At 62.7% G+C, this 13,308-nt stretch carries 12 protein-coding genes and 1 pseudogene; 6 read left to right on the plus strand and 7 right to left on the minus strand.

The window, feature by feature from the left end; all coding sequences use genetic code 11:
• Positions 1-22: 22 nt before the first annotated feature.
• The 6 genes from ACWGS9_RS00275 to ACWGS9_RS00300 all read right to left on the minus strand — a co-directional run bounded on the left by ACWGS9_RS00275 (position 23) and on the right by ACWGS9_RS00300 (position 7,063).
• Positions 23-841 carry an ABC transporter permease gene (locus ACWGS9_RS00275; RefSeq protein WP_454503351.1) on the minus strand — a complete coding sequence of 273 codons (819 nt, stop codon included), beginning with the start codon at positions 839-841 and terminating at the stop codon, positions 23-25.
• Positions 838-1,803 carry an ABC transporter permease subunit gene (locus tag ACWGS9_RS00280; RefSeq protein WP_454503352.1) on the minus strand — a complete coding sequence of 322 codons (966 nt, stop codon included), beginning with the start codon at positions 1,801-1,803 and terminating at the stop codon, positions 838-840. Before ACWGS9_RS00280 ends, ACWGS9_RS00275 begins: the two co-directional genes overlap by 4 nt.
• Positions 1,804-1,812: 9 nt before the next feature.
• The gene (locus ACWGS9_RS00285; protein ID WP_454503353.1) at positions 1,813-2,952 is read right to left on the minus strand and encodes an ABC transporter ATP-binding protein; all 1,140 of its coding nucleotides are present in this window, start codon (positions 2,950-2,952) and stop codon (positions 1,813-1,815) included.
• Between the two features lie 72 nt (positions 2,953-3,024).
• Complete coding sequence (locus ACWGS9_RS00290) at positions 3,025-4,122, minus strand: polyamine ABC transporter substrate-binding protein (protein ID WP_454503354.1); 1,098 nt, start codon at positions 4,120-4,122, stop codon at positions 3,025-3,027.
• A gap of 337 nt (positions 4,123-4,459) precedes the next feature.
• Entirely contained in the window at positions 4,460-5,410 is a 951-nt protein-coding gene (locus ACWGS9_RS00295) for a DMT family transporter (protein WP_454503355.1), read from the minus strand.
• A 210-nt stretch (positions 5,411-5,620) separates the two neighbouring features.
• Positions 5,621-7,063, minus strand: coding sequence for a helix-turn-helix domain-containing protein (locus ACWGS9_RS00300; RefSeq protein WP_454503356.1), 1,443 nt, complete (start codon positions 7,061-7,063; stop codon positions 5,621-5,623).
• Between the two features lie 251 nt (positions 7,064-7,314).
• On the opposite strand from ACWGS9_RS00300, the gene aceA reads away from it, so the two are divergent.
• The 3 genes from aceA (at position 7,315) to ACWGS9_RS00315 (ending at position 9,572) form a co-directional block, all read left to right on the plus strand.
• Complete coding sequence (gene aceA / locus ACWGS9_RS00305; RefSeq protein WP_454503357.1) at positions 7,315-8,604, plus strand: isocitrate lyase; 1,290 nt, start codon at positions 7,315-7,317, stop codon at positions 8,602-8,604.
• A gap of 54 nt (positions 8,605-8,658) precedes the next feature.
• A complete protein-coding gene (locus tag ACWGS9_RS00310) occupies positions 8,659-8,901 on the plus strand; it encodes an SMc00767 family acetate metabolism repressor (RefSeq protein WP_320308093.1) in 243 nt (80 codons plus the stop codon).
• Positions 8,902-9,188: 287 nt separating this feature from the next.
• Positions 9,189-9,572 (plus strand): response regulator, encoded by a 384-nt coding sequence (locus tag ACWGS9_RS00315; protein WP_454503358.1) that lies wholly within the window; start codon positions 9,189-9,191, stop codon positions 9,570-9,572.
• A gap of 22 nt (positions 9,573-9,594) precedes the next feature.
• Here ACWGS9_RS00315 and ACWGS9_RS00320 read toward each other — a convergent pair.
• Positions 9,595-9,792 (minus strand): annotated as a pseudogene (locus tag ACWGS9_RS00320) (HAD family hydrolase); the annotation flags it as partial.
• Positions 9,793-9,948: 156 nt separating this feature from the next.
• Here ACWGS9_RS00320 and ACWGS9_RS00325 point away from each other — a divergent pair.
• The 3 genes from ACWGS9_RS00325 to ACWGS9_RS00335 are packed head-to-tail and all read left to right on the plus strand — an operon-like array spanning position 9,949 to position 13,144.
• Complete coding sequence (locus tag ACWGS9_RS00325; protein ID WP_454503359.1) at positions 9,949-11,385, plus strand: glutamine synthetase family protein; 1,437 nt, start codon at positions 9,949-9,951, stop codon at positions 11,383-11,385.
• 55 nt (positions 11,386-11,440) lie between these two features.
• A complete protein-coding gene (locus tag ACWGS9_RS00330; protein ID WP_454503360.1) occupies positions 11,441-11,815 on the plus strand; it encodes a four helix bundle protein in 375 nt (124 codons plus the stop codon).
• Between the two features lie 36 nt (positions 11,816-11,851).
• The gene (locus ACWGS9_RS00335) at positions 11,852-13,144 is read left to right on the plus strand and encodes an NAD(P)/FAD-dependent oxidoreductase (protein WP_454503361.1); all 1,293 of its coding nucleotides are present in this window, start codon (positions 11,852-11,854) and stop codon (positions 13,142-13,144) included.
• Positions 13,145-13,308 lie beyond the last annotated feature (164 nt).

A 13,308-nucleotide genomic window follows, 5' to 3' on the forward strand; every position in this document is an offset into this window, starting at 1 on the left:
CGCTGAGCGCCCCGCCCCGCAATCAACCGCGCTGCGCGGCCCGCTCGTCGAGCTGGCGCTGGATCTCGCGGCGTTTGTTGGCGATCGAGGCGATGATGACGCCGACCGCCACCACCGCGATCAGGATGGTGCAGGCGGCATTGATTTCAGGCGTCACGCCGAGGCGCACCTGGCTGTAGATTTTCATCGGCAGCGTGGTGGCGCCGGGACCCGAGGTGAAACTCGCGATGACCAGATCGTCCAGCGAGAGCGTGAAAGCCAGCATCCAACCGGAGATGATCGCCGGCAGGATGACCGGCAAGGTGATCTGGAAGAAGGTCTTCACCGGCGGCGCGCCGAGATCCATGGCCGCCTCCTCGAGCGAGCGGTCGAACGTGACCAGGCGCGACTGCACGACGACCGCCACGAAGCACATGGTGAAGGTGATGTGCGCGAGCGTCACCGTGAAGAAACCGCGATCGAGCCCGATGGCGACGAAGAGCAGCAGCAGCGAGAGGCCTGTGATGACTTCCGGCATGACCAGCGGCGCAAACACCATGCCCGAGAAAAGCAACCGCCCCCTGAAGCGCGTGTAGCGCGTGAGCGTGATGGCGGCGAGCGTGCCGAGCACGGTCGCCACCGTGGCCGAGATGACGCCGACACGCGCCGTCACCCAGGTGGCGTCCATCAGGCCCTGGTTGTGGAACAGCGACACGTACCATTTGGTCGAGAAGCCACCCCAGACGGTGACGAGCTTCGATTCGTTGAAGGAAAAGACGATCAAAAGCACGATCGGCAGATAGAGAAACGCAAAGCCCAGCACGATCGAGGTGATGTTGAAGCGGCTCCAGGTCGAGTTCATTTGCCCTGCTCCTGTGCGCGTGCCTGAGCCTGCTGAAAGAACATGATCGGGATGGTCAGCACCAAGAGCAGGATCACTGCCACCGCCGACGAGACCGGCCAGTCGCGGTTGGAGAAGAACTCGTTCCAGAGCGTCCTGCCGATCATCAACGTCTGCGAGCCGCCGAGGAGGTCGGGGATGACGAACTCGCCGACCGCCGGAATGAACACCAGCAGGCAGCCGGCGACGACGCCGGGCAGCGACAGCGGGAAGGTGATCTTCCAGAAGGCGCCGGTCGGCGGGCAACCGAGGTCCTGCGCGGCTTCGATCAGCGAATAGTCCATCTTTTCCAGCGAGGAATAGAGCGGCAGCACCATGAAAGGCAGGTAGGAATAGACGATGCCGATGAAGATAGCGGTGTAGGTATTGAGGATGACCAGCGGCTGGCTGATCAGCCCGGTGGCGAGCAGAACCTGATTGAGCAGCCCCTCGGGTTTCAGGATACCGATCCAGGCATAGACGCGGATCAGGAACGAGGTCCAGAACGGCAGGATCACCAGCATCAGCAGGGTCGGTCGGATCGTCGCCGGCGCACGCGCCATGCCATAGGCGATCGGATAGCCGACGATCAGGGTGAGTATCGTCGAGATCCCCGCGACGATCAGACTCGTCACATAGGCGTTGAAATAGAGCGCGTCCTGGGTGAGCCACGTGTAGTTATCGAAGTTGAGCTCGCGGAAGCCCGCGAAGAATCCCGAGGCGCCGTCCTTGAAGTCGAGCACGGGCGTATAGGGCGGCATCGAGATCGCCGTCTGCGACAGCGAGATCTTGAAGACGATGATGAAAGGAATGAGGAAGAAGAACAGCAGCCAGAGATAGGGAACGATGATGACGAGGCGGTTGACGAAGCCCTTCGCCAGCCGCGTCTGCGGCATGGCCGCGGCTGCGGTCGACGGAGGGGCGGTAACTGCGATGTTTGTCATGTCCGCCTCCTACCTGGTCAGCACGACGCCGGCGTCGGGCCGGAAGGAGACCCAGGCGCGGTCGTTCCAGGTGAGCGGATCCTCGGTGACGCGCGAGGCGTTCAAGGCGCTTGCCCGTACGATCTGCCCGTCGTCAAGCTTGATATGATAGACGGTCATGTCGCCGAGATAGGCGACGTCATAGACCTCGCCTTCGAGTGCGTTGACGGCATCGGCCGGCTTCTTCGAGGAGACCTTGATCTTCTCCGGCCGGATCGCGAAGACGATGTTGGAGCCGGCGGCGGCGCCGCTGCCATTGTCGACGACGATTTGCGCACCGGTCGTGCCGGTGATGCGCGTCGTGTTTACCGTGCGCTCGTCAACCTTGCCCTCGAACATGTTCACGTTGCCGACGAAATGCGCCACGAAGCGCGAAGCCGGCGCCTCGTAGATCTCAGCCGGTGTGGCGACCTGCATCACCTCGCCCTTGTCCATGATGGCGATGCGGTCGGCCATGGTCATGGCCTCTTCCTGGTCGTGGGTAACGACGACGAAGGTGAGGCCGAGCTCCTGCTGCAGGTCCATCAGTTCGAACTGCGTTTCCTCGCGCAGCTTCTTGTCGAGCGCGCCGAGCGGCTCGTCGAGCAGCAGAACCTTGGGCCGCTTGGCGACCGAGCGGGCAAGGGCCACGCGCTGGCGCTGGCCGCCCGAGAGCTGATGCGGCTTACGCTTGGCGAACTGCTCGAGCTTGACCAGCTTGAGCATCTCGGCGACGCGTTTTTCGACATCGGCTCCGGGCATGCCTTCCTGCTTGAGGCCGAAGGCGATGTTCTTCTCAACCGTCATATGCGGGAACAGCGCGTAGGACTGGAACATCATATTGACCGGCCGCTTGTAGGGCGGGATGCCGCGCAAGTCCTGCCCGTCGAGCAGGATGCGGCCCGCGGACGGCTCCTCGAAGCCGGCAAGCATCCTGAGCAGGGTCGACTTTCCACAACCCGAAGCGCCGAGCAGGGCGAAGAATTCGCGCTCGAAGATGGTCAGCGACAAATTGTTGACGGCGGTGAAGTCACCGAATTTCTTGGTGACCTTGTCGAACTGGATGTATGGCTTGGCGTTCGGGTCGTTCCATGGCGCGAAATCCCTGCGGATGCTGCCAAGCGATTTCATAATCCCCACTCCGTTAAATTCCCCAAAAGAAAGCGACCCCGGCAGTTGGCTGCCGGGGTCGTGTCTCAATGCTTACTGGCCGGTGACGATCTTGGTCCAGGTGCGCGTGATGACGCGCTGTGTCTTGGGATCGTATGGCGCAACGGTATAAAGCTTCTTCGTCGTTTCCTCGTCGGGATAGACGGACTTATCTTCCAGGATCGCCTTGTCCACGAACTGCTGCGAAGCCTTGTTGCCGTTGGCGTAGAGCACGTAGTTCGACGACTTGGCGATGACTTCGGGCGTCATCATGTAGTTGATGAACTCGAGCGCGTCGGCGGCATGCGGCGCGTCCGCGGGGATCGCCATCTGATCGAACCACATCTGGGCGCCTTCCTTCGGCACCGAATAGCCGATCTCGACGCCCTGCTTGGCCTCCACGGCGCGGTTGCGGGCCTGGAAGACGTCGCCCGACCAGCCAATCGCCAGGCAGATATCGCCGTTGGCCAAAGCGTTGATGTATTCGGACGAATGGAACTTGCGGACATAGGGCCTGACCTTGAGCAAGGCTTCCTCGGCCTTGGAAATATCATCCGGCGAGGTGCTGTTGGGGTCTAGGCCGAGATATTTCAGGGCCGCGGGGATGACGTCGGCCGGAGAATCCAGGACATAGACGCCGCAATCCTTCAGCTTGGCCAGCTTGTCCGGATCGAAGAACGCGTCCCAGCTGTCGATCTTGTCGGTGCCGAGCGCGGCCTGCACCTTCTTGACGTTATAGCCGAGGCCGACCGTGCCCCACATATAGTTGACCGAAAATTCGTTGCCCGGATCGTATTTGGCGGTGCGCTCGGAAATGACGTCCCACATGTTGGAGAGGTTCGGCAGCTTCGACTTGTCGAGCTTCTGGAACACGCCCGCCTGGATCTGGCGCGCCAGGAAGTTGGCGCTTGGCACGACGACGTCATAGCCGCTGCCGCCGGCAAGCAGCTTGGTCTCCAAGATCTCGTTGGAATCGAAGGTGTCGTAGACGACCTTGATGCCGGTCTTCTTGGTGAAGTCGTCGATAATCGAGCTGTCGATATAGTCCGACCAGTTGTAGACGTTGACGACGCGGTCTTCGGCATGGCCGCCTGCCGTCAAAAGCGTCAAAAATACCGATGTCGCCGAAAGCCATAGAGCTTTGCGGATCATGATGTTCTCCTTTGGTGGGTGTTCCCTCGCCGGCTCGTTGCGATATGGCGGGGCGGCGTTCGTTTCAGACTATTGAGCTTTCCGGAGAGCGACAAGCGTGATCTGTCCACGCCAGGCTCGATCACGGCATCAAGGTTCGAGGCATTCCGGCCGCCCCGGCGAGGCACCCGGGCGGCGTCAACGGCATTCACCGTGGCGTAAGCAGAGCTATGACGATGCTGTCCGGTCCCGAGCAGGCCGGCGGAGACATTTGGCAAGATACGCCTGTCTTGTTGTTGCCGTAATCGCAGCCTGCCCGCCCGGCAACTGGGTTGTCAATGGGGAAGGCTGCCTATCGTCAATTGGGTGTCGGCAGGCCGGTGACGCCCGGTCGCGTCGGGCGTGCCTGCCGCTTGAACTCAAGGCCGATATGGACGAGCAGCGCCGTGACCACGACCGCGCCGCCAATGATGGTGCGCACCGATGGCACCTCGGAATGGACGAGCCAGACCCAGATCGGCCCGAGGATCGGCTCGAAGGTGCCGAGCAGGGCCGCGATCGCCGCCGGCACCAGCCGCGCGCCCATGGCGAAGAAGGCAAGGCCAATGCCGAGATTGATGACGCCGAAGGCAAAGAGAAAGCCCATGTCGCGCGCGGAGGCGGCAAATTCCTCGGCCTGCGAGGCGGCAAAAGCACCGGCAAGCAGCGCGCCGAGGCAGGTGGCCGGCACCATGCGCACATGGGCGAAGCGCCTGGTGATCACGGTCGCGAACGAAAACATCACCGCGATCAGCAGCGCAAGGCCGTCACCGATCGGCGAGACGGCGCCGCCCAGGGATTCGGAGACCATGATAGCGACGCCGGTGATGACGGCGGCAATCGCGACCCAGGTGGCCGGACCGACCCGCTCGCGAAACAGGAGCCAGGCAAGGAGGGCCGCCAGAAGCGGCACGCCGGCCTGCATCAGAAGGATGTTGGCGACCGTGGTGTAGGTAAGCGCCACCACGAAGCTGGTCGAGGCGGTGGCGAAGCAGAAGGCGACGCCAAGGCCGGGCAGACCCATGTGTCGAAAGAGTTTCAGGGTACCGCGCCAACCGTCGCGCCAGACCATGAATGCGACGAGAAAGGCCACGGCCCAGAGCGAACGCCAGAACACCACGGTCCAGCTGTCGCCGATATGGATGAAACGGGCGATGGTGCCGCCGAAACTCCACATAAGCGCCGAAAGGAAGACCAGGAGCATGCCGATCCGCTCCTCGCGCGGCGAGACGGAAGGCAAGGCGGCGGGGGACGGGGCGGTATCGGTCATGGACATGACTGTCAGCGAGTTGTTTGCGCTACGATGCACCAAGGGCAACAGGGATTCTGTGTCTCAGACGACAAGACTGTGTCTCAATCACGTAGCGCAAAGTAGACAACCATGCGTGATCCAGCATTCGCTGAAATGTGGGACAACCTCGCCACGGCTTACTTGGCGCATGTCTGGGTCCAGGACCGATGCGCACGTTTTGGGCGTGTATTAACCCTGAAAATCGAAGGCGCTGAGGCCGGTCACCATCTCGTCGAGGCCGACCGGGCGCGTTACCGGCGGCTCGGCGCGCGCCAGGCAGCCGGCGCGCTCGCAAAGCCTGCAGGCGGGCCCCACCGGCGTGGCGAAGCCTTGCCCGGTCTTGCCGGCGGCTCCGGCCGGCAGCGCCGCGCCATAGACGATCTCGTCGCGAAAGCCGATGTCGCAGCCGAGCAGGAGCGCGGTGCGCCGCGGCCGCTCGGAGAAGGCGCCTTGCGGGCCTTCCAACGTGCGGGCGATGCAAAGAAACTCGGCGCCATCGGGCATTTCCACCGCCTCGACCAGGATCTGGCCCGGCTGCGAAAAAGCCGCATGGACCGAAAGCTTGGGGCAGCCGCCGCCGAAGCGGCTTTGCGGATAGCCCTGGCTGCCGGCCTTGCGGAAGCGATTGCCGGCATTGTCGACTTCCAGCATGAAGAAGGGCACGCCCGATGCGCCCTGCCGCTGCAGCATGGTCAGGCGGTTGGCCGCCTGTTCGAAAGAGACGCCGAAGCGGGAACGCAAGACGTCGATGTCGTAGCGGGCGCGAACGGCGGCGGCATGGAAGGCCTGATAGGGCATCATCAGCGCGTGCGCGGCATAGCGGCCGAGCTCGAAGCGGGCGAGCCGGCGCGCCTCGTCGGTGCCAAGCTTCAGCGCCTGGATCTCGCCGGCGACGGCCACCGACATGCGCATGAGGCTCGCCTCCATGGCGACTTCGCGCAGTTGGTCGAAAGGCGACAGCCGCTCGGACAGGAACAGACGCTGCGAATGGCGATCATAGCGGCGGCGCCAGTTGGGCATGGTGGCGACCGGCAGCACCTTGACGACGATGCCGTGCTCGCGCCGCAACCACGCTTTCAGTGCGCCGAACAGATCGTCGCCGGGCTCGAGGACCGATGTGAAAGCCTCCGCCTCCTCTTCCAGCGAAGCAAAATGGTTCGCCCTGCGCTCGAACACTTCGTGGACTTCATCGGCAGGCAGGCGCGTGCCGGACAGCGCGGTTGCCCTGCCCTCCTTCGCCAGAAGCTGGTTGAGGTCTGACAGGCGCTCGGCCTGCTCGCGATAGGCGCGAAAGAGTTTTACCATCGCCGCAGAAGCATTCGGCGCGGTCTCGGCGAAGTCGATCAGTTCCTGATCGCCGGGCAGTTCGCCGGCAAGAAGCGGATCGCTGAACGCTTCGCGCAAGGCCGCGATCGAGCCTTTTGTCTCTCCCTGCAATTCATGCGGATCGACCTTGTATACGGAGGCCAGCTTGAGAATGAGCTGCACCGTCAGCGGCCGCTGGTTGCGCTCGATGAGGTTGAGATAGGAGGGCGAGATGCCCAGTCCCTCGGCCATTGCCGTCTGGGTCAGGCCCCTGGCGTTGCGCAGCCGGCGCAGCCGCGGCCCGGCAAAGATCTTCTGGTCGGCCATCCCTGCCATCCTTGACAAGAATTTACATGAACATTGCGTCCCGCGTCCGCTGCGGCGCCTTTACAATCGTGACAAATTTACAGAGATAAGTTGTCAATGACAACACAGCTTTTCCTTTATTTTTGGCGCCAATCGACGGTTTTTCTGGGCGTTTTTCGCGCTGCAATGTAAATCGTGTCATACGCAGACGTCGTGAAGCGCACCTTTGCGATGCAGCGCTGAAGCAGTTTCCAAGCGATCCGGAGTGACCAATGACCGATTTTTACAACCTCGTCCCTTCCGCGCCGGAAGGCCGTTTCGACGGCATCGAGCGGCCCTACTCGCCAGAGGATGTGAAGCGGCTGCGCGGTTCCGTGCAAATTCGCCAGACGCTGGCCGAGATGGGCGCGAACCGGCTGTGGAAGCTCATTCATGAGGAGGATTTCGTCAACGCGCTCGGCGCGATGTCCGGCAACCAGGCCATGCAGCAGGTTCGGGCCGGGCTGAAGGCGATTTATCTCTCCGGCTGGCAGGTGGCCGCCGACGCCAACACCGCGTCGGCCATGTATCCGGACCAGTCGCTTTATCCGGCCAATGCTGCGCCGGAACTCGTCAAGCGCATCAATCGCACCTTACAGCGCGCCGACCAGATCGAGACATCCGAAGGCAACGGGCTTTCGGTCGAGACCTGGTTCGCGCCGATCGTCGCCGACGCCGAAGCCGGCTTCGGTGGTCCGCTCAATGCCTTCGAGATCATGAAGGCCTTCATCGAGGCCGGTGCCGCCGGCGTCCACTATGAGGACCAGCTGGCGTCGGAAAAGAAATGCGGCCATCTCGGCGGCAAGGTGCTGATCCCGACCGCGGCGCATATCCGCAACCTCAACGCGGCGCGCCTGGCGGCCGACGTCATGGGCACGCCGACGCTGGTCGTGGCGCGCACGGACGCGGAAGCGGCGAAGCTGCTGACTTCCGATATCGACGAGCGCGACCGGCCTTTCGTCGACTACGACGCGGGCCGCACGGTCGAAGGCTTCTACAATGTGAGGAACGGCATCGAGCCTTGCATCGCGCGCGCCGTGGCTTATGCGCCGCATGCCGACCTTATCTGGTGCGAGACCTCGAAGCCGGATCTGGCGCAGGCCAGGAAGTTCGCCGACGGCGTGCACAAGCATCATCCGGGCAAGCTGCTCGCCTATAACTGCTCGCCGTCCTTTAACTGGAAGAAGAACCTCGACGACGCGACGATCGCGAAGTTCCAGAAGGAGCTTGGCGCGATGGGCTACAAGTTCCAGTTCATCACGCTCGCCGGCTTCCACCAGCTGAACTTCGGCATGTTCGAGCTGGCGCGCAGCTACAAGGACCGCCAGATGGCCGCCTATTCGGAACTGCAGGAGGCCGAGTTCGCGGCCGAGGCCCGCGGCTATACCGCGACCAAGCACCAGCGCGAGGTCGGCACCGGCTATTTCGACGCCGTGTCGATGGCGATCACCGGCGGCCAGTCTTCGACCACCGCCATGCATGAATCGACCGAGCACGCCCAGTTCAGGCCGGCGGCCGAGTAACGGATAACAACCAGAGGAAACGCCCGCAGGGCATTTACATCGAGGAGAAGACCAATGGCATCGATAAGCCGCGTCAAGGAAAGGGCAGAAGAGCAATCGAGCACGATGAGCGTCGACCAGCAGGCGACGATCCGCATGCTCGCCAACGATCTGCACAGGCTCAACCAGTCGGTCATGAAGGCAGTCGAAGCGGGCGTCTCGGTGGAGCTGGTGCGCTCGGCCAGGCACCATGGCGGCGACGGCAACTGGGGTGACCTTTTGATCCCGGTGATCGTTACGCAGCAGACTCATACTTGACGTTACGTCAACAGTCTCTGCGATGGTCTCTCGCGCGTTATACGTTCGGGAGACTGTCGTATTTTTTCGATTTGCCTTCATCGCCGAGAGACACGACTTGAGCTGAATTCCAGAATTCTTGCTATATTTTCGAGTTCGACCTTTTCAGGTTGACACTGGCCGCGAACTCACCCAATTGTGCCTCAGGTTTCAACCCTGCATTGAACCGGAGCGCCTGCCCGCCGATGTGTCCCGCCAATCGTGACGACTCCGAAAAACACCCGAAACGGGCGGCCCGCCCTGGCGCGATGGCGGCGGACTTTTCCAAGGTGCTCGTCGTCGGGAAGTCGTCGATCAACCGGGTCGTGGTGTCGAAAATAGTCGAGAAATCGGGACTGAAGCCGATCTCGGAATCGCCCGAGACCGCCGAAAAAGCCCTGACCGGCCATCTGCCCGGCGCCGTCATTCTGGACGGCGGGCCCGACAATAAGGATTGCGACCGGCTGATGTCGGCCATCGACGCGCTGCGGCGCGCCTCCGGCAAGCCGTTGCCCGCGGTGATCCTGCTCTCAACCAGCACTGGCACGCCGGAAAGCCTTGGCCTGTCGAGCGTGATCGATGCCGTGGTGTCCAAGCCGATCACGCCGGATCGGCTGCAACCGGTGGTCGATCGCCTGGTCGGTCGCGACTAGGCACAAGTGTCCCCACAGGGCATTAGCCCGTCGTGGCGATGCTTTCGAGCAGCGCCGGCAGCTCGCTCAAGGCGGCGACCTGCCGGAAACGCGGCGTCGCGACCGGCGCCTCGGCATGCTCGGCCGCCCAGGTCAATTCGTGCGGGACGTTAATACCCCAACCGCCGGCGTCGACGGCCGGGACCACGTCCGACTTGAGCGAATTGCCGACCATCATGCTCGGCGGCGCTGTTGCGGTGGCTCGACGCGACCGACCGGCAAAAGCCGTAGGCCCTGCGCCCCGAAGAATTGGCCCTGAACAAGCGTCCGGCACCTCCCCTTCCCTTCCCCCATGGCGCCCGGCTATACTTCGAAATCCGCAAACACAATCTGGTGAATGATGCCGCCTGAAAAAAAGGAAGTCCGTCCGTCAAGCCGGGGGGGACGCGCCCGCACGCCTGCGTTCCTGAAAAGCGAACGCGGTGTGAAGAACTGGAAGGAAGCCAGCGCCTGGCTCGAATGGCGCGGCATCGAGGACATCGAGTGCATCACGCCCGACCAGGCGGGCGTCGCCCGCGGCAAGATGATGCCGTCGAAGAAATTCACCTCCAACACTTCGCTGGCACTGCCTTCGGCCGTGTTCATGACGACGATCTCGGGCGGCTATCCCGAGGACGGCAACGGCTTCCATTATCCGGAAGATGACGGCGACCTGAAGCTCTTGCCCGATCTCTCGACGCTGACCGTCGTGCCCTGGGAAGAGGACCCGACGGCGGCGGTGATCTGCGACCTCGTCCACCAGGACGGCCGCTCGGTCGAGTTCACGCCGCGCAATGTCCTGAGGCGCGTGCTTGCCGCCTATGACGAGCGCGGCCTGAAGCCGGTGGTGGCGCCCGAGATCGAATTCTATCTGGTGCGCAAGAACCCCGATCCGGACTATCCGCTGACGCCGCCCGTCGGGCGTTCGGGCCGGCCGATCGGCGGCGGCGCGGGTTATTCGATCGCCGGCGTCAACGAGTTCGACGAGCTGATCGACGACATCTACCATTTCTCGGAACGGCAGGGCCTGGAGATCGACACGCTGATCCATGAGGAAGGCGCCGGCCAGCTCGAGATCAATCTGCGCCACGGCAATCCGATCGAGCTCGCCGACCAGGTGTTCATGTTCAAGCGCACCATCCGCGAGGCGGCGCTAAAGCACGAGATATACGCCACCTTCATGGCAAAGCCGATCCAGGGACAGCCGGGCTCGGCCATGCATATCCACCAGTCGGTGGTCGACAAGAAGACCGGCCGCAACATTTTTTCGGCCGAGGACGGCTCCGAGACCGACGCGTTCTTCCACTTCATCGGCGGCATGCAGAAGCACGTGCCGAACGCGCTGGTGATGTTTGCGCCTTACGTCAATTCCTACCGCCGGCTGACACAGCAGGCCTCGGCTCCGGTCAACAACAAATGGGGCTACGACAACCGCACCACCGCCTTCCGCGTGCCGCGCTCCGATCCCGCCGCGCGGCGTGTCGAAAACCGCATCCCGTCGTCGGATGCCAACCCCTATCTGGCATTGGCCGCGTCGCTGGCCTGCGGGCTGGTCGGCATGAACAACAAGATCAAGGCGGAACCGCCGGTCCTGACGACCGCCAACGCGGATGAAATCGACCTGCCGCGCGGCCTTCTGGAGGCCGTCGGCCTGTTCGAGGACGATAAGGAGCTCGGCGCCATCCTCGGCAAATCCTTCGCCGCCACCTACACCGCGATCAAGCGCGCCGAGTTCGAGACTTTCATGGAAGTGATCAGCCCGTGGGAGCGGGAATATCTGCTGCTGAATGTGTGACTGGAATAGGGGAGTGAGGGAGTAGGGGAGTAGGGGAGTAGGGGAGTAGGGACGGGTGGCCGAAAAAACAGGCTCGTACAAGGATTTGGTGGTCTGGCAGCAGGCGATGGATTTGGCTGTGTCAGTTTACAGCGCGACGAAATCCTGGCCTAAGGAGGAGCTTTATGGACTGACCAGCCAAGTGCGCCGCTCCGCAACTTCGGTACCCTCGAACATAGCAGAGGGTTACGGCAGAGAGATTCGAGGTTCCTATCAGCAGTTTCTCCGCATCGCTCAAGGGTCGCTGAAGGAATTAGAAACTCAGCTTCTGATCGCTGAACGTACCGGCATTGCACCGCGAGCAACGACGGACCCATTACTTGCTAGCACCGAAAGTGTCGGCAAGCTCCTTCGACTTCTAATCCGAAAGTTGGCAGCCGACGCCGACTAGTTACCTCCCCCTACTCCCCTACTCCCCTACTCCCCTATGACCCTACCCTACCAATCCCCCATCTCTCCCGGCCGTTCCTGGTATGAGGACACGGCCGGCCCCCGGCCTGAATATCCGGCTCTCGATGGCGACCGTCAATGCGATGTCGTCATCATCGGCGGTGGCTTTACCGGCCTCTCGGCCGCTGCGCACCTGGCGAAAGCCGGCACGAATGTCGTGCTGATCGAAGCCTATCGCTTCGGCGACGGTGCGTCGGGACGCAATGGCGGCCAGTTCGGCACCGGGCAGCGCGCCTGGGCGGAAGAACTGGAGGCCGAATATGGCCTTTCCCGCGCCAAGGCGCTGTTCGACATGGCGGAAGAAGCCAAGGCGCATCTGCTCGACTTCGCCGCCGCCAACGCGATCGACATCGACTATATGCCGGGTCAGCTTTCGGTGGCGCACAAGCGGCGCTATGTCGACGACTACAAGCGCCATGCCGAGATCATGGCGAGCCGCTTCGATTATCCGCATGTCAGCTTCATGGACGCGGCGGAGACGGCGGATCGGCTAGGCTCGGCACGCTACTTCGGCGGCACCCGCGACATCGGCACCGGTCACATCCACCCCCTGAAGCTGGTGATCGGCACGGCAAAAGTGGCTGCAGCGGCCGGCGCGCATCTCTTCGAGCAGACGCCGTCCACCGGCATCATTTCCAGCGGCGGCAAGGTGAAGGTCACGACGCCCAGGGGCACGATCACCGCCGACAAATGCCTGATCGGGGTCAATGCCTATGGCGGCAACCTCGAGCCGGTGAGCGCTGCGCACATCTTGCCGATCGGCTCTTTCATCGGCGCGACCGTGCCCCTCGGTGCCGCTTCCAAAGTGCTGCCGGGCGGCGAGTCGGTCGACGATTCCCGCTTCGTAGTGCGGTATTTCCGCAAGTCGAAGGACGGCCGGCTCCTGTTCGGCGGACGCGAGGTCTACGCCGTCAACGATCCGAAGGACATCCATATTCACATCCGCAAGCAGATCGCCGAGCTCTATCCGGCGCTGAAGGATGTCGAAATCACGCATGGCTGGGGCGGCTATGTCGGCATCACGGTGCCGAGAAAGCCGTTCGTGCGCGAGGTGATGCCGAAGGTGATTTCGATGGGCGGCTATTCCGGCCACGGCGTCATGCTGTCGAACTTCTTCGGCAAGCTCTATGCCGAGACCGTCGCCGGCAATCGCGACCGCCTGAAGCTGATCGAGGATCTGAAGATCCCCGCTTTCCCCGGCGGCCGGCGTTTGCGCGCGCCGCTCTTGTTTCTCGCGCTCAACTGGTTCGCGCTGCGCGACAGGATTTGAAGCCGGCCGCCCTGGCCGAAGCCATCGATGCATTAACGAACGCGCAAGAATTTCGCAAAATGGCTCACTCATGCCATAATCAGCAGTGAAAGATGCCATTATGGGCGAAAATCCGGGGACTTCGCGGACCTGTCCGCAGTGATTTCGGGACCGATGCCGATCGA

This window comes from Mesorhizobium sp. Arg314, from assembly GCF_053714275.1.

Bases quoted from the DNA above. Each gene is read 5' to 3' on its own strand.
- ACWGS9_RS00325 (WP_454503359.1), top strand. From the start codon at position 9,949: ATGATGCCGCCTGAAAAAAAGGAAGTCCGTCCGTCAAGCCGGGGGGGA.
- aceA (WP_454503357.1), top strand. From the start codon at position 7,315: ATGACCGATTTTTACAACCTCGTCCCTTCCGCGCCGGAAGGCCGTTTC.
- ACWGS9_RS00300 (WP_454503356.1), bottom strand. From the start codon at position 7,063: ATGGCCGACCAGAAGATCTTTGCCGGGCCGCGGCTGCGCCGGCTGCGC.
- ACWGS9_RS00295 (WP_454503355.1), bottom strand. From the start codon at position 5,410: ATGACCGATACCGCCCCGTCCCCCGCCGCCTTGCCTTCCGTCTCGCCG.
- ACWGS9_RS00290 (WP_454503354.1), bottom strand. From the start codon at position 4,122: ATGATCCGCAAAGCTCTATGGCTTTCGGCGACATCGGTATTTTTGACG.
- ACWGS9_RS00315 (WP_454503358.1), top strand. From the start codon at position 9,189: ATGGCGGCGGACTTTTCCAAGGTGCTCGTCGTCGGGAAGTCGTCGATC.
- ACWGS9_RS00310 (WP_320308093.1), top strand. From the start codon at position 8,659: ATGGCATCGATAAGCCGCGTCAAGGAAAGGGCAGAAGAGCAATCGAGC.
- ACWGS9_RS00275 (WP_454503351.1), bottom strand. From the start codon at position 841: ATGAACTCGACCTGGAGCCGCTTCAACATCACCTCGATCGTGCTGGGC.
- ACWGS9_RS00335 (WP_454503361.1), top strand. From the start codon at position 11,852: ATGACCCTACCCTACCAATCCCCCATCTCTCCCGGCCGTTCCTGGTAT.
- ACWGS9_RS00280 (WP_454503352.1), bottom strand. From the start codon at position 1,803: ATGACAAACATCGCAGTTACCGCCCCTCCGTCGACCGCAGCCGCGGCC.
- ACWGS9_RS00285 (WP_454503353.1), bottom strand. From the start codon at position 2,952: ATGAAATCGCTTGGCAGCATCCGCAGGGATTTCGCGCCATGGAACGAC.